At 67.3% G+C, this 22,320-nt stretch carries 15 protein-coding genes and 1 pseudogene; 8 read left to right on the forward strand and 8 right to left on the reverse strand.

What is annotated here, in order from left to right; all coding sequences use genetic code 11:
• Window positions 1-76 precede the first annotated feature (76 nt).
• The 3 genes from Q9235_RS14440 to Q9235_RS14450 all read right to left on the reverse strand — a co-directional run bounded on the left by Q9235_RS14440 (window position 77) and on the right by Q9235_RS14450 (window position 3,119).
• Window positions 77-1,486, reverse strand: a complete 1,410-nt coding sequence (locus tag Q9235_RS14440) for an amidohydrolase family protein (protein ID WP_306222468.1) — start codon at window positions 1,484-1,486, stop codon at window positions 77-79.
• A 107-nt stretch (window positions 1,487-1,593) separates the two neighbouring features.
• The gene (locus Q9235_RS14445; protein ID WP_306222469.1) at window positions 1,594-2,451 is read right to left on the reverse strand and encodes a LysR family transcriptional regulator; all 858 of its coding nucleotides are present in this window, start codon (window positions 2,449-2,451) and stop codon (window positions 1,594-1,596) included.
• Window positions 2,452-2,522: 71 nt separating this feature from the next.
• A complete protein-coding gene (locus Q9235_RS14450; RefSeq protein WP_306222470.1) occupies window positions 2,523-3,119 on the reverse strand; it encodes an IMPACT family protein in 597 nt (198 codons plus the stop codon).
• A gap of 163 nt (window positions 3,120-3,282) precedes the next feature.
• Between Q9235_RS14450 and Q9235_RS14455 the strand changes: the two genes are divergently transcribed.
• Window positions 3,283-5,853, forward strand: coding sequence for a bifunctional acetate--CoA ligase family protein/GNAT family N-acetyltransferase (locus Q9235_RS14455; RefSeq protein ID WP_306222471.1), 2,571 nt, complete (start codon window positions 3,283-3,285; stop codon window positions 5,851-5,853).
• On the opposite strand, the pseudogene Q9235_RS14460 reads toward Q9235_RS14455, so the two are convergent.
• The 5 genes and pseudogenes from Q9235_RS14460 to Q9235_RS14480 all read right to left on the reverse strand — a co-directional run.
• Window positions 5,786-6,274: pseudogene (locus Q9235_RS14460) on the reverse strand (FAD-dependent oxidoreductase); the annotation flags it as partial. The gene Q9235_RS14455 and the pseudogene Q9235_RS14460 overlap by 68 nt on opposite strands.
• A 115-nt stretch (window positions 6,275-6,389) precedes the next feature.
• Entirely contained in the window at window positions 6,390-7,262 is an 873-nt protein-coding gene (locus Q9235_RS14465; RefSeq protein ID WP_306222472.1) for an ABC transporter permease, read from the reverse strand.
• Between the two features lie 14 nt (window positions 7,263-7,276).
• Window positions 7,277-8,218 carry an ABC transporter permease gene (locus Q9235_RS14470; RefSeq protein WP_306222473.1) on the reverse strand — a complete coding sequence of 314 codons (942 nt, stop codon included), beginning with the start codon at window positions 8,216-8,218 and terminating at the stop codon, window positions 7,277-7,279.
• A gap of 186 nt (window positions 8,219-8,404) precedes the next feature.
• Window positions 8,405-9,925, reverse strand: coding sequence for an ABC transporter substrate-binding protein (locus tag Q9235_RS14475; RefSeq protein ID WP_306222474.1), 1,521 nt, complete (start codon window positions 9,923-9,925; stop codon window positions 8,405-8,407).
• A 40-nt stretch (window positions 9,926-9,965) separates the two neighbouring features.
• A complete protein-coding gene (locus Q9235_RS14480; protein ID WP_306222475.1) occupies window positions 9,966-11,795 on the reverse strand; it encodes a gamma-glutamyltransferase family protein in 1,830 nt (609 codons plus the stop codon).
• Window positions 11,796-12,021: 226 nt separating this feature from the next.
• Here Q9235_RS14480 and Q9235_RS14485 point away from each other — a divergent pair, with 226 nt between their 5' ends.
• From Q9235_RS14485 to Q9235_RS14515, 7 genes are all read left to right on the forward strand, one after another.
• Window positions 12,022-12,714: a GntR family transcriptional regulator gene (locus Q9235_RS14485; RefSeq protein WP_306222476.1), complete on the forward strand. Its 693-nt coding sequence runs from the start codon at window positions 12,022-12,024 to the stop codon at window positions 12,712-12,714.
• Between the two features lie 13 nt (window positions 12,715-12,727).
• On the forward strand, window positions 12,728-13,129 hold the full coding sequence (locus Q9235_RS14490) for an SgcJ/EcaC family oxidoreductase (protein ID WP_306222477.1): 402 nt from the start codon (window positions 12,728-12,730) through the stop codon (window positions 13,127-13,129).
• 414 nt (window positions 13,130-13,543) lie between these two features.
• Window positions 13,544-14,413 carry a cellulose biosynthesis protein BcsN gene (gene bcsN / locus Q9235_RS14495; RefSeq protein WP_306222478.1) on the forward strand — a complete coding sequence of 290 codons (870 nt, stop codon included), beginning with the start codon at window positions 13,544-13,546 and terminating at the stop codon, window positions 14,411-14,413.
• A 25-nt stretch (window positions 14,414-14,438) separates the two neighbouring features.
• Window positions 14,439-16,622: a UDP-forming cellulose synthase catalytic subunit gene (gene bcsA / locus Q9235_RS14500; RefSeq protein ID WP_306222479.1), complete on the forward strand. Its 2,184-nt coding sequence runs from the start codon at window positions 14,439-14,441 to the stop codon at window positions 16,620-16,622.
• Complete coding sequence (locus Q9235_RS14505) at window positions 16,619-19,072, forward strand: cellulose biosynthesis cyclic di-GMP-binding regulatory protein BcsB (RefSeq protein WP_306222480.1); 2,454 nt, start codon at window positions 16,619-16,621, stop codon at window positions 19,070-19,072. Before bcsA ends, Q9235_RS14505 begins: the two co-directional genes overlap by 4 nt.
• Complete coding sequence (locus Q9235_RS14510) at window positions 19,069-20,088, forward strand: family 8 glycosyl hydrolase (RefSeq protein WP_306222481.1); 1,020 nt, start codon at window positions 19,069-19,071, stop codon at window positions 20,086-20,088. The genes Q9235_RS14505 and Q9235_RS14510 overlap by 4 nt, the downstream gene beginning before the upstream one ends.
• Complete coding sequence (locus Q9235_RS14515) at window positions 20,079-22,229, forward strand: hypothetical protein (protein ID WP_306222482.1); 2,151 nt, start codon at window positions 20,079-20,081, stop codon at window positions 22,227-22,229. Before Q9235_RS14510 ends, Q9235_RS14515 begins: the two co-directional genes overlap by 10 nt.
• Window positions 22,230-22,320 lie beyond the last annotated feature (91 nt).

Consider the following 22,320-nt stretch of genomic DNA (forward strand, 5'->3'; position numbering starts at 1 on the left):
CAAATCGGACAGCTCCGCAACCCGGTCTAGAGGCCGGCGCGTGCGCCGGCCGCTTCGCCGAGCTCTGACGGCTGCGTCAGGCGGCTCCGGTGCCGCCGAAGACCATGCGGCCGCGATGGAAGGTCGCGCTGCGCTCCGGCAAACGAGCTACGGCCTCGGCCGAGCAGCTCGCCGGGACCAGCGTGAAATCGGCGGAGTCGCCGGCCTTGGGCCAGGCCCGTTCGCCCTTGTCGGTGAGCGGGAGCACGCCGCCGGTCGCGATCGCCAGCGCGCGGGACAGGCGGAACTCGTCGCTGCCGCGATAGAGCTGCGCGTAGAGATTTGCCTTTTCCAGCATGTCGGCGCGGCCGAAGGGCGACCAGTGGTCGGTGACGCTGTCGGTGCCGGTCATCACGAAGACGCCCTTCGCGCTGAGTTGCGGCAGCGGCATCGTCGAGGCGCCGAGCGGCACCGTCGAGGCGACGCTCATGCCTTGCGCGGCCATGCGCGTGGCGGCTTCGTCGAGGGCGCCCGGCGACATCGTGGCCAGTGCGAAGCCGTGGCTGATCGTGACCTTGCCGCGCAAGGCCGGGTTCTTCTCGACGGTGGCGATCATATACTGGATCGCGGCGACGCCGGCCGGGCTCGATTCGTGCAGGTGGATGTCGACGCCGGTATCGGTGTCGAGCGCGATCTGGAACATCGCGTCGAGCGACTTCTCCGTCGCGCCGTCGACATTGGTCGGGTCGAGCCCGCCGACATAGGCGACGCCCATGCTCATCGCCTCGCGCATCAGCTTGTCGACCTTCGAGAGCAGCAGGCCATGCTGCGGGAAGGCGACGATCTCGCAAGAGAAGTCGTCGCGATGCTTCTCCAGGGCGCGCTTCAGGTTCTCCAGGCTCTTCAGCCCGCTGACCGGGTCGATATTGCAGTGGCTGCGAGCGACCGTGGTGCCCTTGGAATGGAGCAGGGCGATGAGCTGCTCGGCATGCGCTTGCGAGTCCGGCAGCAATTGCGGGAGCAGCTTCTCCTCGCGGGCGATCATGTCGAGGATGGTTTTGCCCTGCCGCGGCAGCGGCGCCTGCCAGGCGCGGCCGTAGAAGGTCTTGTCGAGATGGATGTGCATGTCGCGCATCGCGGGCAGGGCGAGCTGGCCATGAGCCTCATAGCTCGGCACGCCTGCGGGCAGCGTGGCGTCGGCCGCATGGATCGCGGCGATCTTGCCGGCCTTGATCTCGAGGGTGTGGAGGCCCGAGCGCGTGCCCGTCACGACCTCGCCGTCATAGACGAAGCCTTCCTCGAGCCGGACATTGCTCAGGAGATAGTGCTGCTCGGTCGGAGCGCGCATGCCGGTCTTGGCCACAGGCTTGGCGGAAGCGGACTGGGCCGCGGCCGGCTGCGCCTTGGCAGCCCCGCCGGGAAGGCCCGCCATCACGGCGCAGGCGGTGGCGAGGCCACCCGTCCGGCCGATGAATGAACGCCTGCTCTGATGATGTGCCAGTTCCATGGTCGCCGCCTCCTTGTGACTGTTGCGGACGCCATAAGCCCGAACCCGGTCTTTTGGCAGCGATATTTGGCAATGCTGGCGATTGCGACTGGCAATGCTGGCGGCCTTCACGGCTCCAGATGACAATAGGCGATGAGCCGCTCGGCCAGAATCGCGGTCGCGACCGGGGCGTCGTCGCGGTGATAGAGCGCGAGCTCGAAATCGGTGATCTCGGCGAAGCCCTCGGCCGCGCCGAGAACCCTGTGACCGGGCAGGCGGCAGCTCGCGGGCAGAAGGGTCATGCCGAGCCCTGCGGCAGAGGCGGCGGCCAGCGCGGCAAGGCTGCCGCTGCAATAGCCGATGCGCCAGCGCATGCCGAGGGCATCGACGGCCTGGCACAGCTCATCGCGATAGAGCCCGCCGAGCGGAAACATCGCAAGCGATATGGGCGCGCGTTCGATCGCCGGATGCGCCAGACTGTCGAGCCAGAGCAGGGGCTCGCGCCTTGCGGCACGGGGCGGCTGCCCGCGCCGCTGCTTCACCAGCACGAGGTCGAGTTCCTCGCGCTCATAGGCGCTGCGCAGATCGGCGCTCAGGCCGCTGCTGACATCGAGCCTGAGATGCGGATGCTGCCGGCCGAAATCGGCGAGCAGGTCGATGGTCGGCACGGCGAAATCCTCGGGCATGCCCAGCCGCAGCACGCCGTCCCGCCAGACGTCGGTCAGCGCGTCATGCGCCTCCTCGTTGAGGGCGATGATCCGGCGCGCATAACTCAGCAGCCGCTCGCCCTCCTCGGTGAGCTGGACCTGATGCGAGGAGCGTTCCAGCAACGGGCAGCCGAGCAGGTCCTCCAGGCGCTTGACCTGCAGGCTGACGGTGGATTGCGAAAGCGAGACGCGGTCCGCTCCGCGCGTGAAACTCAGGGTTTCGCAGACCGCGACGAAGCTGATCAGCACCTGCGGGTTGAACATCGGATAGCGATTCATGCGCTCGTCGCTCCGGGATCGCCGCGAACTCCGTGATTATCCCGACAGGCGGTGCTGCTGCAACGAATGCGCTAGGCGTTCCAGTCGATTACGGCGCGGCCGCTGGTGAGATCCGTCACCAGCCGTGCGATGTCATCGGCTTCGGCCTTCGGGACGGAGACCGACAGCACGGCACCGGCATCGGTGAAAGCCTGGTCGCCGATCGTCACGCCGGGCAGCGCGCCGAGCCGCGCTCCCACGAGCGCCAGATCGCCGAAGCCGCAAGTGATCGCGGCCGAGATCGTCTCGATCAGTGGCAGCTTCTCGGCCTCGCGCAGGCACTGGGCGGCGCTGCCGCCATAAGCCCGGATCAATCCGCCGCTGCCCAGCAGGACGCCACCGAACCAGCGCGTGACGACCACGACGACACCGTCGAGCCCTTGCCCGTCGATGGCCGCGAGGATCGGCTTGCCGGCGGTGCCGCTCGGCTCGCCATCGTCGTTGAAGCGATAGTTCTGCCCGAAGCGCCAGGCCCAGCAATTGTGATTGGCCGCCGGATCGGACTGCGCGGCGATGAAATTCCTGGCCGCCGCCTCGCCGGCAACCGGACCGGCGACCGCGATGAAGCGGCTCTTCTTGATCTCCTGCCGGATTGTCGTGACCCCGACGAGGGTAAGGCGTGCGACCATGGGCTCCTGTAACACGCTCCGCTCGCAGGGGAAGCGGGGCCGAAGCTCAAGCGAAAACGCCCGGGATGTCTCGATGGACGGACCGGGCGCCCCTGGAACATGTCTGGCTTGATCGCGGAGAATCGCGTCTGCTGATCTTGCCTAGGACGGAAATGGCCGATCGATGACGCTCGCCCTGCTCAGACGTGCGCTTGAACCCATGACGGTGACGGCCATCGCCGGCACGCCCGAGACCGATGTGCTGGTGGCACAGATCCGTTCGGAGCCCTATCGCGGCGCGCTCACGGTGCTGCCAGATGCGAGCGGTCTTGCAGCGCTGCCGCCCTCCGACCTCCTCATCGCTCCGGCTGCGGTCGCGGAACAGGTGCTGGCGGCGGCGGCCGGGCGCGGATATGCCGGTCTCCTCGTGCCCGGCGGCGCTGCGGCCGATGCCGAGCGGCTGCGGAAAGCAGCGCGAGCCGCGGGCTTGCGCCTGATCGGGCCGTCCTCGCTCGGCCTCGCCGCGCCCCGTCTCGGCCTCAATGCGACGGCCGTTCCGGTGCATCTCGCGTCGGGCTCGCTGACTTTGATCGCGCAATCCAATTCGGTGGCGGCCGGCATTCTCGCCTGGGCGGCCGGGCGCGGGATCGGCTTCGCGGGGGCGGTGGTCCTGGGCGAGGGCGCCGATATCGATATCGCCGATTGCCTCGATCATTTCGGCGCCGACCCGGCAACCCGGACGATCCTGCTGGCAATCGACGACGTCAGCGATGCCGCGCGCTTCCTCTCGTCGGCCCGCGCCGCTGCACGGCTGAAACCCGTGCTGGTCCTGAGGCCGCCGCGTCTCGAGCCACCCTGGCCGGCCCTGACGCATTCGGCGTTGATCGTCACCAGCGACGCCGCGCATGATGCCGCCTTCCACCGGGCCGGCTTGCTCCGGGTCAGCGATCTCGACGAGCTCTTCGCTGCCGCCGAGACGCTCGGACGGGCGCGCGCCGCCGATGCCGGCCGGCTGGCGATCGTCAGCAATGGCGAAGGGCTTGCGGCCCTGGCCGCCGCCCGATTGCGACAAGTGGGCGGCGCGGACCGCCAGCTCAGGGAGCCCGTGATCGTTCGGACGGCGCAGGATTATCGCGAGGCCGCTGTTCGCCTGCTGGCCGAGAGCGACGTCGACGCCGTCCTGGCACTCAATGCCCCGCTCGCGCCGGACGATGCCGCCGATTGCGCGCGCGCCCTGGCTAAGGCGCGCTCGACCGGGCCGGCATCCAAGCCGGTGCTGGCGGTCTGGGTCGGCGGCGGCGAGGAGATGGCGGGGATTTTCGCGGCCGCCGGCATCCCGTCTTTCGCGACGGAGCAGGACGCGATCCTCGGCTTCCAGCACCTGACGCGACATGCCCGCCTGCTCAAGGAATTGATGGCGACGCCGCCCGTGCTCGACGAAGACGATCAGCCGGATTTCGACGCCGCCACCGCGCTGGTCGAGCGGGCGATCGCGCAGGGCCGAGCCTGGCTCGAACCGGACGAGGTGGCGCTGCTCCTTGCCCTGTTCGGGATTCCGGCAATCGGCCTCGTCATCGCGGCGGATGCGGAGGCTGCCGCCGAAGCTGCGAGGGCGCAGTTCGCGGGGGGCCGCACCGTCGCCCTCAAGATCGTCTCGTCCGACATCGCGCATAAATCGGATGTCGGCGGCGTCGAACTCGACCTCGCCAACGAGGGTGCTGTCAGGGAAGCCGCCGCCCGGATGGCCGAGCGCCTCCGGGAGTTGCGGCCTGACGCGCGTCTGGCGGGTTTCATGGTGCAGCCGATGGCGCACCGCGCCAAGGCGCGCGAATTGATCGCCGGCTTTTCCGTCGATCCCTGCTTCGGCCCGGTCATCGTCTTCGGGCGCGGCGGCACCGCTGCCGAGCTGATCGCCGATACGCATGTGGCGCTGCCGCCGCTCGACCTCGCGTCGGCCGAGGGCCTGATCGCCAGGACGCGGGTTTCCCGCATCCTGGCCGCCTATCGTGACGTGCCCGCAGCGGACCGGCGCGCGATCGCCGCCGTGCTGGTGGCGCTCGGCAATATCGCCTCGGCGCTGCCGCAGATCCGCGCGATGGACCTCAACCCGATTCTCGCCGATGCCAATGGCGCCATCGCGGTCGATGCGCGCGTCGTGCTGGAGCCGGACCCGGCGCGCCGCCGCCGCCCGGCGATCCGGCCCTATCCCGGCAACTGGACCTCGCAGCTCGCGCTCGGTGAGAAGCGCTTCCTCATCCGCCCGATGAAGCCGGAGGACGAGGTCCTGATCGGCGCGATGCTGTCCCGGGTCACGGCGGAAGACCTGCGCCTGCGCTTCTTCGCGCCGCTGAAATCGTTCAGCCACGCCTTCCTCGCGCGCCTGACCCAGCTCGACTATGCCCGGGAGATCGCCTTCATCGCGATCGAAGAGGGCAGTGGCGATGCGGCCGGCGCAGTTCGCCTGCATGCCGACCCCGGCCATGTCGAGGCCGAGTATGCGATCCTCCTGCGCTCCGACCTCAAGGGCATCGGGCTCGGCCGCGCGCTGATGAAGCTGATCATCGATTGGGCCAAGGCCGAGACGCTGCAGCGCGTCCATAGCCAGGTCCTGGCGGAGAATGGACCGATGCTGGCGCTCTGTCGCGACCTGGGCTTCGAGATCACGCTCGACCCCGATGATATCTCCGTCAGGCGCGTCGCGCTCGACCTGAGCAAGGCCGGCGGCAAGGAGCCGGCAAAGCGCCGACGGCGTTGATAGCGGGACGGATGGGCCAGCCGGGGATGCCGGCCGGCCCGTGCCGAAGGCCAGTTCTATGACGGGCTGTTGGGGCGCTGCGCGACAGTGCGCCGACGGCGTCGGCGGTCGCTGCCGACAAGGTCCAGCCGAGATGGCCGTGGCCCGTGTTGTAGAACACCCGCGGATTGCGGCCGGGCATGACGCGCGGAACCATGTCCGGCATCATCGGCCTCAACCCCGCCCAGGGGACCACCTGCCTCGTACTCGTCTTCGGGAACTGCTCGCGGCACCAGGCGATCGGGGGCTCGATGAGCGCGGCCCGGATATCCTTGTTGTAGCCGTTGAACTCCGCCGTGCCGGCGACGCGGAAGCGCGTCGTGCCCAAGCGGCTGGTGACGATCTTGGCCTGATCGTCGAGCAGGCTCGTCCAGCGCGCGGCATCCTTCGCGGTCCCTCAAAAAGACGCTTGGCTTAAACTTCACTCAAAGGCCTGGCTCGGCGAGCGGAAGGTCCGAGCCTGAGCGCGAGCGCTCGGGCCCGCCCTTTCGCGCCGATCAGCGCGAGCGCGGATCGAGAGCGTCCCTCAGGCCGTCGCCCAGCAGGTTGAACGACAGGACCGTCGCGAAAATGGCGATGCCCGGCCAGAGCGCCATCCAGGGCGCGTTGCTGAGGAAGCGCTGCGCCGAGTTCAGCATCGAGCCCCAGGATGGCGCCGGCGGCTGAAGGCCGAGGCCGAGGAAGGACATGCTGGCTTCCGCGATGATCGCCATCGCGATGGTCAGCGTCGCCTGGACCATGAGCTGCGGCAGGATGTTGGGCAGGATATGCCGCGCTGCGACGCGCCATTGCGGATTGCCCATGGCACGCGCCGCCTCGACATAGTCCTCGCCCTTGATCGACAGGACCTGGCCGCGCGTCAGGCGAATGAAGAACGGCGTGGCGGTGATGCCGATCGCCAGCATCGCATTCGTCAGGCTCGGCCCCAGGAAGGCGGCGAGCGCGATCGCGAGGATGAGGAACGGGCAGGCGAGCATCGCATCCGTGAAGCGGCTGATGAAGCCGTCGACGAAGCCGCCGAGGAAGCCTGCGGCGAGCCCGAGCGGCACGCCGATGGCCATGGCGATGCCGACCGAGGTCAGGCCTGCCATCAGGGAGGCGCGGGCGCCCCAGATGATGCGGGACAGGATATCGCGGCCGGCTTCGTCGGTCCCGAACCAATGCGCAACGGAGGGAGCCTTGCGTACGGCCGTCCAGCTCTGGGCGGTTGGGTCATAGGGCGCGAGCAGCGGCGCGAAGATGGCTACGGATACCATGAACAGCACGACCGCGAGCCCGACCAGCGCGCTCTTGCGCTTCGCCAGGCGCTGCCAGAGCGGGTCGCGGAAGAGATTGGTCAAGGGATTGGCCGAAGGGGTGATTTTCGTCATCGTCGACACGGGTGTCAGCTTCTCAGTCTCGGGTTGACGAGGATGTATCCGATGTCGGCCAGCAGATTGAGGATGATGTAGAACAGCGAGGTCACGAGCACGACGCCCTGCACCACCGGATAGTCGCGGGTGAAGACCGCATCGACGATCAGCTTGCCGAAGCCCGGGATCGTGAAGATCTGCTCGGTCAGCACCGCGCCGGACAGAAGCGCGCCGAATTCCAGCGCACCCAGCGTGATGATCGGCGTCAGCGCGTTTCGCATCGCGTGCTTGAGCACGACGGTACGTTCGTTGAGCCCCTTGGCGCGTGCGGTACGGACATAGTCGCTGCTGAGGGCCTGGAGCATCGCCCCACGGGTATGGCGCATGATGACGCCGGCGATCCCGGTGCCGAGCACGAAGGCGGGCATGATCGTGGTGGCGAGGTTCATCCTCAGGTCTTCCCAGGGGCTGACGAAGCCGGAAGCCGGCAGCCAGCCGAGATAGACCGAGAAGAACAGGATCAGCATGATGCCGAGCCAGAAGTTTGGCACCGAAATGCCGGCGAGCGACGCGATATTGGTCGCGTAGTCGATCGTGCTGTTATGGCGCAGTGCCGAGATCACGCCGGCCGCGATGCCGACCACGAGCGCGATGCAGATGCCCATCACCGCGAGCTGCAGCGTCACCGGCAGCTTGAGCAGGATCAGCTCGAGCACGGGGCGGTTATGGCGCATGGATTCGCCGAGATCGCCCGTCGCCACGCCCTTCAGCCAGTAGAGGTACTGGACGATCAGCGGCTGATCGAGATGATACTGGGCGCGGATGGCGGCGAGCGTCGCTTCGTCCGGATTCTCGCCGGCGAGCACCAGTGCGGGATCGCCCGGCAGGAGATGCTGCAGCGAAAAGATGATGATCGACAGCAGCAGGACTGTCGGCACGAGCTGCGCGAGGCGGCGGGCGATCAATGTCGTCATGGTTCAAGCGCCCGTCCTGCTCAGGCCCGGAGGAGCGACCGTGGCTTCGGGAGCCGGTCGCAGCTTTTTCGAGCGTTGGCAGAGGCATTTCACGGATAAGTCGATGTGCGGGCAGCCCCGGGCGCGGATGCGCCCGGAATCTGGATGGATCGGGGACGAGCTGTTCATCGCGGCCCCGATGCCGGCTTACTTCTTGCGGCTGACATTAGTCAGGCGGATGATGCCGTCCGGCGCCGGCTTGAAGCCGGTGAGCGCCGAGTTGTGCGCGAAGATCCATTGCGAGTGGTAGAGATAGACGATCGGCAGGTCCTTGAGCAGGATCGCGGTCGCCTTGGCGTATTCGGCCTTGCGCGCCTCGACGTCGCCGAGCGAGCGGGCCTTCGCCAGGATCGCGTCGAGCTGCTCGTTGCAATACTTGGCGTCGTTCGTCGCGGCGCCGCAGGAGAGCATCGGCGTGACGTTGAGGTCGGGGTCGACACGGCCGCTCCAGCCGACGAGATGGGCCTGGAACTTGCCCTGGCGGGCGATGTCGAGCAGCGTCATCAATTCGGTCGGCTTGATCGAGACCTTGATGCCGATCTCCTGCACCATCGCCTGGATGAGCTGGGCGACCTGCTGGCGCTCGGCATCGGTGGGGACCAGCAGTTCGAGATCGACCGACTTCACGCCAGCCTCGGCCATCTTCTTCTTGGCGGCGGCGAGGTCACGGGCCGGGACCGGGAAGGTCTTGTCGTAGAACGGGCTGGACGGCGGGAACGGCTGGTTGCCGGTGCTGGCCTGGCCGTCGAAGACGACATTGCTGATCGCCTGGCGATCGATCGCGAGGCTGAAGGCTTCGCGGATCGCGGCCTTCTTGCCGGCGTCGAGATTGGCGCCGTCGCCGCCGATACTGAAGGTGATGCCGTAATAGCCGAGGCCGACCACGGGATCGACAGCGAGCGCCTTGTCCTTCTTGACCGCTTCGACGTCGGTTGCGGCCAGGCGCTCGATCAAGTCGAGCTGGCCGGAGCGCAGGTTGAGCAGGCGGACGTTGGAATCCGGCATACCGCGATAGATCAGGCGGTCGAATTGATATTTCGCCGCATCATAATATTGCGGGAACTTCTCGAGGACGATGCGGTCCTGGACAATGCGCTCCAGGAATTTGTAGGGGCCGGAGCAGACCGGCGCATCGGTGAACTTGTCACCGAGCTTGGCGCCCGCCGCCGGGCTGATGATCATGCCGGCGCGATCGCTGAGCGCGGCGAGCAGCGGAACCGACGGCTCCTTGAGGTTGATCTTGACGGTCGTTGCATCGACGGCCTCGACGGTCTTGATCGCGCTGATCTCGGCCTTGCGGCGCGAGATGCCGGAGGTGAGCGCACGCTCCAGATTGTACTTGATCGACGCGGCGTCCACCGGCGTGCCGTCATGGAAGACGGCGTCCTTGCGCAGCTTCAGCGTCAGCACGGTGCTGTCCGGACTCCATTCCCAGCTTTCCGCGAGCATTGGGATGATTTTGCCGGTGTCGTCGATGTCGACGATCTTGTCGCAAAGCGACTGCAGGACATGGCGGCCGACGAAGCTCCAGTTGGAGACAGGGTCGAGCGTATCCGGATCGTCCTGCAGGCCGATCTTCAGAACGGATTGAGCGGTGGCGGGAGCCGCCGTTACCGCGAGGTTGCCGAGGGCAAGGGCCGCGGCGAGAGCGAGCAATGCTGGTTTCATCGGTATTCCCCTCTTCTGTCCTTATGTGCCGACTGCGCGATCAGCGGGCGACCGCGTAACCCTGGACGCCGCGTGGATTGGCGCCGGCCTTGATGAGCTGCACGTCCCCGTCCATCTCGCGCGCGACCGCCGAGAGACGCCCTTCCGACCAGGCGTCGCCGACCGTGATCTTGTGCCCCCGCGCCGCCAGGTCCTCGCGAACCGCCTCCGGGAAGCGGGATTCGAGCGTCACGGCGCCGTAGCTGATCTCGCGCGGCCAGAAGGATGAGGCGAGATGGTCGGTGTGGAAGGATGGAGCATCGATCGCTTCCTGCAGATTCATGCCCTTGTGCAGATGGCGCAGCAGCATGATGAGCTGCCACTGGTCCTGCTGGTCGCCGCCGGGCGTGCCGAAGGCCATGTAGGGCTTGCCGTCGCGATAGACGGTGGATGGCGTCAGGGTCGTGCGCGGCCGCTTCGACGGCGCCAGGGTCGAGTTCAGCCCCTCTTCTAGCCAGAACATCTGCGCGCGCGTGGTCAGGCTGAAGCCGAGGCCGGGAATGACGGGGCTCGACTGGAACCAGCCGCCCGACGGCGTCGCCGAGACCATGTTGCCCCAGCGATCGACGGCGCTCACCTGCACGGTGTCGCCGCGCTGCGCGCCTTCGCGGGTCAATGCCGGCTCGCCCTGCCTGTCGTTCGGCAGCTTGGCCTCGCGGACGGTCGGCTCGCCGCCGCCGAGGCCAGGCTGCGCGATGGTGCCGACCTTGCGCAGCGGCGGCAGGTTTGGATTGCGGCCATCGGGTGTGCCGGGCAGCACCTCCATCGACGCCGCTCCCGTGATCAGCGCGCGCCGGATGTCGGCATAGCCGGAGGAGAGCAGCGCCTTGATCGGCACGTCGGAATTGTCGCCATACCAGGAATCGCGATCGGCCATCGCGAGCTTGGTCGCCTCGACGACGAGATGGACGAAATCGGCGCTCATCGGGTCGAGATCGGCGATATCGGTGCCCTTGAGGATCTGCAACATCTGCAGCAGCACGGGGCCTTGCGACCACGGCCCGCATTTGAAGACCTCGTAGTCGCCATAGGTCACGGAGACCGGCTTCTCGACCACCGGCTGGTAATCGGCCATGTCCTGGGCGGTGATCAGGCCCTTGTGATGGCGGCCCGAGACGTCCCAGACCTCCTCCGTCGCGCAGAACTTCTCGATCCGCTCGGCGACCGGCCCGCGATACCAGAAGTCGAGAGCCGCATTGATGCGTGCCTCCCGGTTCTTGCCGGATTTCGCGTGATCCAGAATCTGCTGGTAGAGCGCCGCGATCTGCGGATTGCGGAACAGCTTGCCGGACTGGGGCGCGACGCCGCCGGGCAAGTACAGCTCAGCCGAGCTCGGCCAGTGGGTTTCGAAAAGCTCGCGCATTTCGCCGATCGTCCGGGCGATGCGCGGCACCAGCGGATGGCCGGTACGGGCGTAGTAGATCGCCGGTGCGAGCACGTCCTCGAGTTCGGCCGTGCCGTAGTCGCGCAGCAGGGTCAGCCAGGCGCCGAAGGCGCCGGGGATGCAGGCGGCGAGCAGGCCGGTGCCCGGAATGATGTCGAGGCCGAGGCCCTTGAAATAGGCGACGGTCGCCCCGGACGGCGAGGGGCCCTGGCCGGAGATCACGATCGGCGTCTCGGCGCCGGCCGGCGTGACGATGATCGGCACTTCGCCGGCAGGGCCGTTGAGATGCGGCTCGACGATCTGGAGGACGAAGCCGGTGGCGACCGCCGCGTCGAAAGCCGTGTGCCCCTTTTCCAGGATGGACATGCCGACGGTCGAAGCCAGCCAGTGGGTCGAGGACACCGCCCCGAATGTGCCCCTGAGTTCCGGTCGCGTCGTGAATGTCATGGCAGTTCCTCAATTCCAGCCGTTTGCAGCCACCTGAGAAGGGTGCCGGAAAGGCTGGATGTCGCGCGAGAGTGTAGGCAGGCCTCGGGAAGGCGTGCCGCATCACAGATGCGGCGGCACCTTTTTGTATATTATTTGTCCACAATGCAATAGGATTGTGTAATCTTCAGACGCGATCGCGATGGTGGTCTCTGGATTGGTCGACGTGTGAGCAGAGGAGCGATCGATGTCGGAGATATCCGCCGCCACCCGGAAAAGTCGCAGCGATTTCATCGCTGAACAGCTCGAAGAGGCTGTCATCAACGGCGCGTTTCCTGCCGGCGCACGGCTCGACGAAGCATCGATCGCCCTGCAGTTCGGCGTCTCGCGCACACCTGTCCGCGAGGCATTGCATATCCTGTGCGGGCGAGGATGGGCTGAGCGCGAACCCTTCAAGGGCGTGGTCGTGACGCAGATCTCGGCGGAGCGCATCGACGAGATGTTCGAGGCGATGGCCGAGCTTGAAGCGACATGCGGCCGGCTGGCCTCGCATCGGATGACGATGAGCGAACGCGGCGAACTCGAAAGTCTGCACCGCCGGATGAACGTGCTCGCCGAAGAGGGCGACAACGACACCTACAACGACCTCAACACGCGGTTCCACAACCTGCTTTTCCAGGGCAGCCACAACAGCGACCTGATCGCCGTCGCCCAGACCCTCCGATTGAAACTGGCGCCGTTCCGCAAGTTCCAGCTCAAGGACAAGGGGCGGATCAAGCAGTCCTGCCGCGAGCACCAGCGGATCGTCGATGCGATTCTGGATCAGGACGCCAAGGCCGCCGAAAGCGCGCTGCGCCGCCATCTCGTCTCGGCAGCGCAGGAAGTCCTGAGCCGGCGGCAGCGGCAGGAAGACGAAACCGTCGCTGCAACCACCTCCTGAAAGGAAATACGACATGTCCGATGCGGCCGACGTGGATGCCATCCGCACAATGATCGCCACCATGCAGGCGGCCTGGAACCGCGGCGACTTCCATGGCTACATGGCGGGCTTCGCCAATCCCGATGTCGTCTTCGTCTCGCGCGGGCGCATCCAGAAGGACTGGCAGGCGACGCTCGACCATTACATCGCCGATTATGGCGGCGCGCCCGGTTCGCAAGGGCAGCTCGCCTTCACGAATATCCGCGTCGAGATGCTGGCGCCGGATGCCGCCCAACTGATCAGCGATTACAGGCTGGTGCGCGCCGCCGGCAACCAGACCGGCGTCAACACGCGCCTGATGCGCAAGCGCGACAACAAGTGGGTCATCGCGCTCAATCACGTCTCCCAGATCGAGGATCGCGACAGCAAGGGTTGACGGGCGGCGGAGCGCGCGGCGGGGTCTCAGCCATCGCCGCTCCTGCCGGCCAATGGCACGGACACCCTGAAAGTCGCACCATTCGGACCTTTCTGCCGGCGAGGCATGATCAGGGCCGCACCGACCGGTCGTGGCGGCAAGTCCTTGCTTGCCCTCGATGGTGGTCGAGATCGCTCGTTTCCTGATGATGACAACATTTATCCAACCGCAGGTTGGAATAACCTCGCGAATCACTTGTACTGGAGGTTGCAAGTATGCGCGGGTGCCTCAGCGCGCTCCGTCGGCGAGAGTAACCGCTCGTTAACCGGCGTTAACCGATGGTGAAGACATGACGATGCTGTACCGACATCGGCACGCGTGCCTATGAGGGCCTTGAGCTTCATCGATCGGATGTCTTCCAACAGGCTCCGTGGCTTGTTCCGGCCTCTCGCGGGGGTGCTCGCGGCATGCGGGCTGCCTCTCGTCTTCGCGGGCTGCGGCGAGCAGCGGTTGTCGAGCGATGAACTCGTGTCGGCCTCGCGCGCGATCACCGTCGACGTGGGCCGCGCCCTGGCGTTGCCTCCTTCCGGCAGCCTGCCTGTGACCGGTGTCATCCAGAGAACCTATGAGAACGCCGTCTCGCAGACAGTCTCCCTGGCAACCCGTGGCCGGACGCCGGGAGAGAACGCGATCCATGTCGCTTTCTTCACGGCCGCGGATGTTCCCGAGGCTGCCGGCGTCGAGGGCAACCTGCTGAAGGATCCCGGCATCGACGACTTCGCCATCGGCAAGGAGATGGAGGAGCGTCTTCCCGGTGTCGCGATGGCGCCCTCCGCCGTGTTTGTCCAGAACGGTTACGGTCCATTCGGCTATGCCGTCGGTCGCGGCACCGGCGGCGAGGCCTGCCTCTACGCCTGGCAAAGACTGGCGGGCAAGGACAGTCTCTTTCGCCCGAAATCGGGCATGATCTCGGTGCGCCTGCGCGTCTGCGACCCCGCCATGACCGAGGCCTCGCTTCTGCGCCTGGCCTATGACTACGCGTTCAACGTCAAGCTGAAGCGCCCCGGCTGGAATCCGATCGGCGATGCGCCCGCGCCGGCGCCTGAACTCGGCCAGGCCGGCGCCCCGATCTATCCACAGGCGCCCCAGTCTTCCTTTGGCGAGGCCCCACAGCGCCCGCAAGCCGTCCGTCCGCGGCCGGAGCGCCGGCGCAGCGCGGTGCCCGCGGAGCCGCAGGCCTCCGATCCGATCCCGACCAAGCCGCTTGAAGGATACCCCACCGTCCCGCCGCCGCCCGCGCCCTGAACCAACCCGGATTGCCGAGAGCCCGATGCGAACAGCGAGCTACGTCATCTTCTGGGCCGTCACTGCGATGGTCGTTATCGCGCTGGTCGCCTTGCCGATCAGCCTGCAGGCGCATCTGATCGCCGGAGCCATCGTGGTGGGCGCGATGATGGTGCTGAAGTTCCTGCGGCCCTACGGCGTCTGGCGCCTGATCGCGCTCGGCTTGGGCACCGCGATGGTGCTGCGCTACGTCTACTGGCGCACGACCAGCACCTTGCCGCCAGTCAACCAGCTCGAGGATTTCATCCCGGGGCTGATCGTCTACCTCGCCGAACTCTACAATATCGGCATGCTGGGCCTCAGCCTCTTCGTCGTGGCGATGCCGCTGCCGAAGCGCAAGACGCCGCCAATCGATCTCGCTAACGCACCGACGGTCGACGTCTTCGTGCCGACCTACAACGAAGAGCCCGAGATGCTCGCGACGACGCTCGCGGCGGCGCTGGCGATGGACTACCCGGCAGGGCGCCTGAACATCTTCCTGCTCGACGACGGCGGCACCGACGAGAAATGCAACGCCGACGACTTCGCCGCGGCCAGCGCCGCCCGCGAGCGCCGCGCGACGCTGACGAAGCTCTGCGAAGGGCTCGGCGTCACCTATCTCACACGCGAGCGCAATCTCAGCGCCAAGGCCGGCAATCTCAACAACGGCATCGCCAACTCGCAGGGTGAACTGATCGTCGTCTTCGACGCCGACCATGCCCCGGCCCGCAGCTTCCTGACCGAGACGATCGGTTATTTCGGGCAGGACCCAAAACTCTTCCTGGTCCAGACCCCGCATTTCTTCATCAATCCGGACCCGCTGGAGCGCAATCTCCAGACCTTCCGCTCGATGCCGTCCGAGAACGAGATGTTCTACGGCATCATCCAGCGCGGCCTCGACAAATGGGACGCCTCGTTCTTCTGCGGCTCGGCCGCCGTACTCCGGCGCGCGGCGCTTGAAACCACCAACGGCTTCTCCGGACGCAGCATCACCGAGGATGCGGAGACCGCGATCACGCTGCACGCCACCGGCTGGCACAGCGTCTATGTCGACAAGCCGTTGATCGCGGGGCTTCAGCCGGCGACCTTCACCAGCTTCATCGGCCAGCGCTCGCGCTGGGCACAGGGCATGATGCAGATCCTCATGTTCCACCGCCCGATGTTCAAGCGCGGCCTCTCGCTGCCGCAGCGGCTCTGTTACTCCTCGTCGGCGCTGTTCTGGCTCTTCCCCTTCGCGCGCCTGACCTTCCTGGTCGCGCCCCTGTTCTACCTGTTCTTCGGCCTGGAGATCTTCACCGCCTCCGGCGCGGAGTTCATCGCCTATGTGCTGAGCTACATGGTCGTGAACCTGATGATGCAGAACTACCTCTATGGCCGCTATCGCTGGCCGTGGATCTCGGAGCTCTACGAGTTCATCCAGTCGGTCTACCTGCTGCCGGCCGTGGTCTCGGTGCTCATCAACCCGACCAAGCCGACCTTCAAGGTCACGGCCAAGAACGAATCCCTCGAGACAAGGCGCGTCTCCGAACTCGGCCGGCCGTTCTTCATCATCTTCGCCGTGCTCACGCTCGGCCTCGTCGCCACCTATTGGCGCATCATCACGGAGCCCTACAACGCCGACATCACTTTTGTCGTGGGGCTCTGGAACATCCTCAACCTGCTGATGGCCGGCTGCGCGCTCGGCGTGGTCTCGGAGCGGCCGGAAGGGCGCGGCGCGCGGCGCTTCGCCGTGAAGCGCCGCGGCGAGATCGCAATCGACGGGCGCAAGGCCCGGATCGTCACCGAAAACGTCTCCGTCGATGGCATCGCCGTCCGCGTGATGGCGAAGGAATTCGACAGGCTGCCGGTCGGTTCGATCGGGGAGATCACCGTCGAGACCACGATCGACATGCCCCGGGGCGCCCTGCCTGTGCGCGTCCGCCGGCTCGTGCCCGACGAAAAGGGATTGCTGCTGGGCTGCAGCTACGAGCCGACGGAGCCGGTGCATAGCCGCATCATCGCCGATCTCGCCTTTTCCGATGCCGAGAACTGGAGCCGGTTTCAGAAGGCACGGCGCCACAATCCCGGTGTGATCTATGGGACGCTGCGCTTCCTGCGCCTCGCCATTTTCCAGACGAGCCGGGGGCTGTCCTATCTCTTCGGTCTCTACCGCCTGTCCCGCTCGACCACCCGGCCGGGAGCAGCGGAATGAAGCGCCTTCGCTTCCCGGCCCGTCTCGCCGCGATCGCATCCTGCGCGCTGTTTGTCGGCTCGCCGATTCCGGCGCAGGAGCCTCCGCCCGTCCAGCCCGGCCCGGCGCCCTTCATGATTGCGCCGCCTGCGCCGACCCCCGCAAGCCCTGTGCCTCCCGCGACGCCGGCTTCGGTTCCGGTGCCTGAGACCAGCCCGACGCCAGCCTCGGCCCTGCTGTTCAAGCCGCTGTTGCCGGCGGCGCGCGTCACGCTGGAAGGCGAGAGCGATGTCCGCAGTTGGGCATTCTACCTGACGCAGGACGAGGCGGCGGCCGATCTGAATCTCGACGTGGCTTTCCAGAACGCCCTCGTGGTGATGCCGGAAGCCTCGCGATTGACGGTGCGCATCAATGGCGAGCGCGTCAGCGAGATGCCGATCGCCTCCTCCGACCGCCTGAAGCGCAGCTCCATCGCCTTGCGCAAGGGCCTGCTCCGGACCGGGCAGAATACGATCAGCTTCGAGGCTATGCAGCGCCATCGCATCGATTGCACGGTCGGCTCGACCTATGAGCTCTGGACGCGCATCGACGGTGCCGGCACGCGCCTGGCTTTCAGGAATGCGAGCGCCCGGCCCTTCGCCCTGCGAAGCCTCGACGATCTGCCGGCCATCGGCGCCGATGAAGGCGGGCTGACGACGATCGCCATCGTCGCGCCCGGCGCCGGGCGCGCGAGCGCCGCGAACAGCATCCTCGCCGTCGCCCAGGCGCTGGCATTGCGCGGGCGCTACGGGCAGGTCGCGGTCAGCGTGACCGAGCAACTGCCCGCCCGCACCCGGCCGGGCACGCTGACCGTCGCGCTCGGCACGAGTGAGGAGATGCGCGCGCTGCTCGGGGCACTGACGGCCGATGCGGGCGGCCGCAGCTTCGTCGGCTTCGTCCCGAATCCCCAGAAAAGCACCGATCTCCTGCTCGTCACCGGCGAAGGCTGGCCCGATCTCGAAGCCCTCATCGCCAAGTTCCTGACCGCGCCCGTTGCCCGGCCGGCCAACATCAACCGCAAGACCATGGAGACCGCGAGCTGGCACGTGCCGGACGCGCCCTTCATCTCGGACAAGCAGGCGATCCGCTTCTCCGAGCTCGGCATTCCCACCCAGGAATCGACCGGGCGGCGCATGCGGGTGCGCGCCATCGTCGCGATGCCCGGCGATTTCTACGCCAATGCCTATGGCGAGGCGACGCTCTATCTCGACGGCGCCTATTCGCAGGAGGTCCTGCCGGGCGACAGCCGTATCGAGGTCTTCGTCAACGGCAACGTCGCGGCAACCGTGCCGCTGAATGCGACGACAGGTGGGTTGCTCCAGCAGTTCCCGATCACGGTCCCGCTGCGGCATTTCCGGCCGGGGATCAACGAGATCTGGATCGAGGCGGTGACGCTGGCCAAGTCCGATCTCGCCTGCGGCCCGGGCGCGACCCTGGCCGGCAAGAGCCGCTTCGCCCTGTTCGACACCACCGTCCTCTCGATCCCGAACTTCGCCAAGATCGGCGTCAGTCCCAATCTCGGGGCCGTCGCCGGCACCGGCTTCCCCTATTCGGTCGCCTCCCGCGTCGCGCTGGTCATGGGCCGCCAGGACAATGCCAATCTCAGCGCGGCCGCCACCCTGCTCGCGCGCATTGCCCGCAATGCCAGCCGCCCGCTTGCCGTCGATCTCCTCGCCGGGACAGCGGCCGTGGGCGACAGGCCGGCACTGATCGTCGGCGCCGCCGGCCAGATGCCGGCCGGCCTGCTGCCGCGGATCGGCATCGCCGACAATGTCCGCGCCACCTGGCCGCAGCGCGCCGATGCCGTGGTGGTGACGCCGGATGCCGAGGGCGCGGCCGTCTTCGACGCCGTCATCAACCGCCTGCAGGGTCGGGAGGCCACGCCCGAAGCCTCCGGCGGCGACGCGCCGACGACCGAAGCGATCCGCGATCGCTGGCGCAGCTCGCTCGGCGGCCCGCTGGCACGCTATTTCATCGGCTTCGACCAATGGCTCCAGCGCACCTTCGATCTTTCCTTCGCGCAATTGCGGGCCCCGTCGCGCGCGCCCTCTCTCTACGAACCGGCGGAGGGGACGGAGCTGATCGCAGCCCAGGCCGCCGATCCCGACACGCGACAGGTCTGGACCGCCTTCATCGCGCGCCGCGACGAGACCTTGCAGAGCGCCGTCAGCCGCATCGTCTCGCCTGGAAACTGGGCGGGCATGGCCGGCAAGATCACGGCCTTCCGCGGCGCCCAGGAGGCGCATGTCATCTCAGCCGACAGCACCTCCTTCGTCATGACGCGGCCCTTCAACCTCGCGAATATGCGGCTCGTCTTCGCCAACTGGATGTCCAGCAATATCGGCATCTACGCGCTGGCGCTGCTGATCGCCTGCATCGGGCTCGGCATTGGAACCTCCCTGATGCTCGGGCGGTTGGGTCGGCGATCATGAGATGGACGCTGGCAGCGATGGTCGCGACCTTCCTCGGCCTGGCGCCGGACGTGCGCGCGGCCGTGCCGGCTGATGCCTGGGCGCTCTATCGGCAGAAATTCGTCACGGCGGAAGGGCGGGTCGTCGACGATCTCAACGGCGGCATCAGCCATAGCGAAAGCCAGGGCTACGGCCTGCTGCTGGCCTGCCTCGCCGACGATCGCGCCACCTTCGCCAGCATCTTCGCCTTCACCCGTACCGAGCTTCTGATCCGCGACGACGGGCTCGCGGCCTGGCGCTGGGACCCGAAGGCGAGCCCGCATGTCACCGACATTAACAATGCCAGCGACGGGGACCTGCTGATCGCAGATGCCCTCGCTTGCGCAGGCAGGCGCTGGAACATGCCGGCCCACAGCGCCGCCGCGCGCCAGATCGCGACCTCGCTCGCAAAGGTCGCGTTGCGGCAGCACACCGGCCAGACCTGGCTCATGCCGGGCGCTGTCGGCTTCTCGGAAAAGGACCGGGCCGACGGGCCGGTGATCAATCCGTCCTATTGGGTCTTTGAAGCCTTCCCGACCTTGGCGAAGCTGACCGGGGACCAGCGCTGGATGCAGGTCCAGGCCAGCGGCCTGAAGCTGCTCGACGATCTAGCCAAGCGGAAGATGCCGGCGCCGGAATGGCTCTCGATCAAGGCCGAGCCGAAGCCTGCGGAAGGTTTTCCACCCCAGTTCGGCTACAACGCCATCCGCATCCCGCTCTACCTGCTGCGCGCCGGGCTTGGCGACAAGGCACGGCTCGCCCCGTTCCGCCAGGTTTGGGCCGGTGGCACGGCGGTGGTCGATGTCGCCAGCGGCAAGCCGGTCGAGCCCTTGCAGGACGCGGGTTACCGCATCCTTTCCGCGGCCATGGCCTGCGCGCTCGACGGCACGCCGATCCCGGCCGAGCTCAAGGCCTTCCAACCCACCGCCTATTACCCGTCGACGCTGCATCTCCTGTCCCTCTCGATGCTGGGCGAGAGGTATCCGCAATGCCTGTGAAGCCTATCCTCATCGCTGCCGCCGTCTCGGGCCTCGCCTTCTACGCCCTTGGACGGTACGGCCATGACACGGTCTCGCGCGAACCCGCGCCGGCGATGATCCAGCCTGCCTTGGCGCAGGGGCCGCAACGGCCGCCGCAAGCTCTGGCCGAGGTCGCCCCGGCGCCGGTCGAGCCGGGGCAGAGCGGCGCACCGAACCGCCCGGCAACGACCCAGCCAACGCCGCCGAAAGTCGATGAAGCCGCCTTGCGTTATTTCGCGGCACAGGGCGATACCCGCCGCTACGAGGCGGAGCTCGCCCGGCTCAGGGCGCTCTATCCGGAATGGAAGCCTCCGACCGACCTCACCTCGCAGGGCCAGGCCGGCGACCCCGAGCTGGAGCGGATGTGGCGGCTCTTCGCCGAGGGCAAATACGGCGAGGTCCGTGCCGCGATCGCCCAGCGCGGCAGCGCCGATCCGAACTGGCGCGCGCCGGCCGATCTAGCCGCCCAGCTCGACACCACCGAAGCGCGGCAGCGCCTCGTCAACGCCTCGAACGCACGGCAATGGGAGCAGGTCATCCGGCTGGGTACCGAGACGCCGGCCATGCTGACCTGCGCCAGCGTCGATGCGCTCTGGCGCGTCGCCGAGGCCTTCATCCAGACCGGCAAGCCCGAGCGTGCGCGCGATGCCTATGCCTATGTCCTGACCAATTGCGCCAATCCGGCCGAGCGTACCGGCACGATGCAGAAGGCGCTCGCCACCCTGCCGGAAAACCTCGTCGAAGTCTTGCTGTCGCAGGAACAACAGAACGAGTTCGCGAGCATCCGCGACGAGATCGCGAGGCGCCATATCGGCAAGGCCGCCGACGATCAGACGCAGAAGGCGACGCCTGCCGAAATCCAGCGCATCGAGGCTCTGGCCAATGCGGCCTCGACGCCCGACGACGCCATCCTGCTCGGCTTCTACACGCTCCACCATGACGAGCCGGCCAAGGCCGCTGCCTGGTTCCAGACGGCGCTCGCGCGCAATGGCGGCGCCAAGGCGGCCGAGGGAGCTGTGCTCGCCTTGGGCGAGACCAGGAAATACCAGGAGGCCGAAACGCTCGGCGCGCAGTGGCTCGAAGCCGGCCCGGCCAATCGCAAGGCCTATCTCGACGCCATCACCGCGCTGCTCACCCAGGAGCCGCCACCGCGCCTGGACCGCGCCGTGATCGAGCGCATCGTGAAAGCCGTGGGGCAGGATAAATACGCAGCCGGCGCCGGGGCGCTCGGCTGGTATGCCTATAATGCCGGACAGATCGGCCCGGCGGGAACCTGGTTCGAAACGGCGCTCTCCTGGGATCGTGGCAATGAGCCGGCGGCTTACGGGCTGGCCCTGGTCCGCGAACGCCTGCGCGATCGGGTGGGCTTGCGCACCCTCGTTGCAGAATGGGGCAGCCGTTCGCAGAGGATCGCGGAGGTCCTCAATCCCCGGCGCGCGCGGGCGGCTCCCACAGCCGAGCAGCAGCGCAAAACACGTCAGACGCCAGCGGCGGAATCGGCCGATCGCCGACCAACACCCATCGTCAGGGCCGGCCGCGACGAGCCGATCGCACGTGATGCTGCCTCGGCTCCGGAGCCCGCGAGACGGTCGGACGCTCCCCGTGCAACTGGTGGCAATTGCGGAGGCGGTGGCTCAGGCGCCGCCGCCTTGCAGCGGGGCTGGTGCCTCCTCAATCTCAAGCGGCCGGTCGCGGCAGCCCAGGCTTTCGAAGCCGCGCGGCGCGACGGCAATGCGCAGGTCTCCTCCGATGCCGCTGCAGGTCTGGCTTATGCCAAGATGCAGCAGGGACTGACGACCGAAGCGACCGTAGCTGCCAGCGCCGCCAACCTGCCGCCGGCGCGCCGCAAGGAGCTGTCCACGCTGCTCCTCGCCGAACAATTCTATGCCCAGTATGACGCCAAGGATTTCAACGGCGCGCTCATCACCTTGTCGCAGCGCCGCCGCCTGGCGCCCGAGACGACCGACCTGATGCTGATGCGCGGGTGGTCCTATTACAATCTCGGCCGATACGGGGACGCCTCGCATATCTTCGAGACGCTGTACAAGGTCAACAAGTCGCCCGAGGCCCTGTCCGGCCTGACGGCGATCCGGGATGTCACCAAGCTCAACGCCCAGTGATCAGGACGCCCTGCGAAGCTCCGTGCCGACGATCGCTTATGGCGCTGGCACGGCCGCAGGGGACATGCGGAAAAGCCCCCCTGGTTTCGAT

Origin of the sequence: Bosea beijingensis (assembly GCF_030758975.1) — a bacterium.
In the GTDB taxonomy this organism is placed as follows: Bacteria; Pseudomonadota; Alphaproteobacteria; order Rhizobiales; family Beijerinckiaceae; genus Allobosea; species Allobosea beijingensis.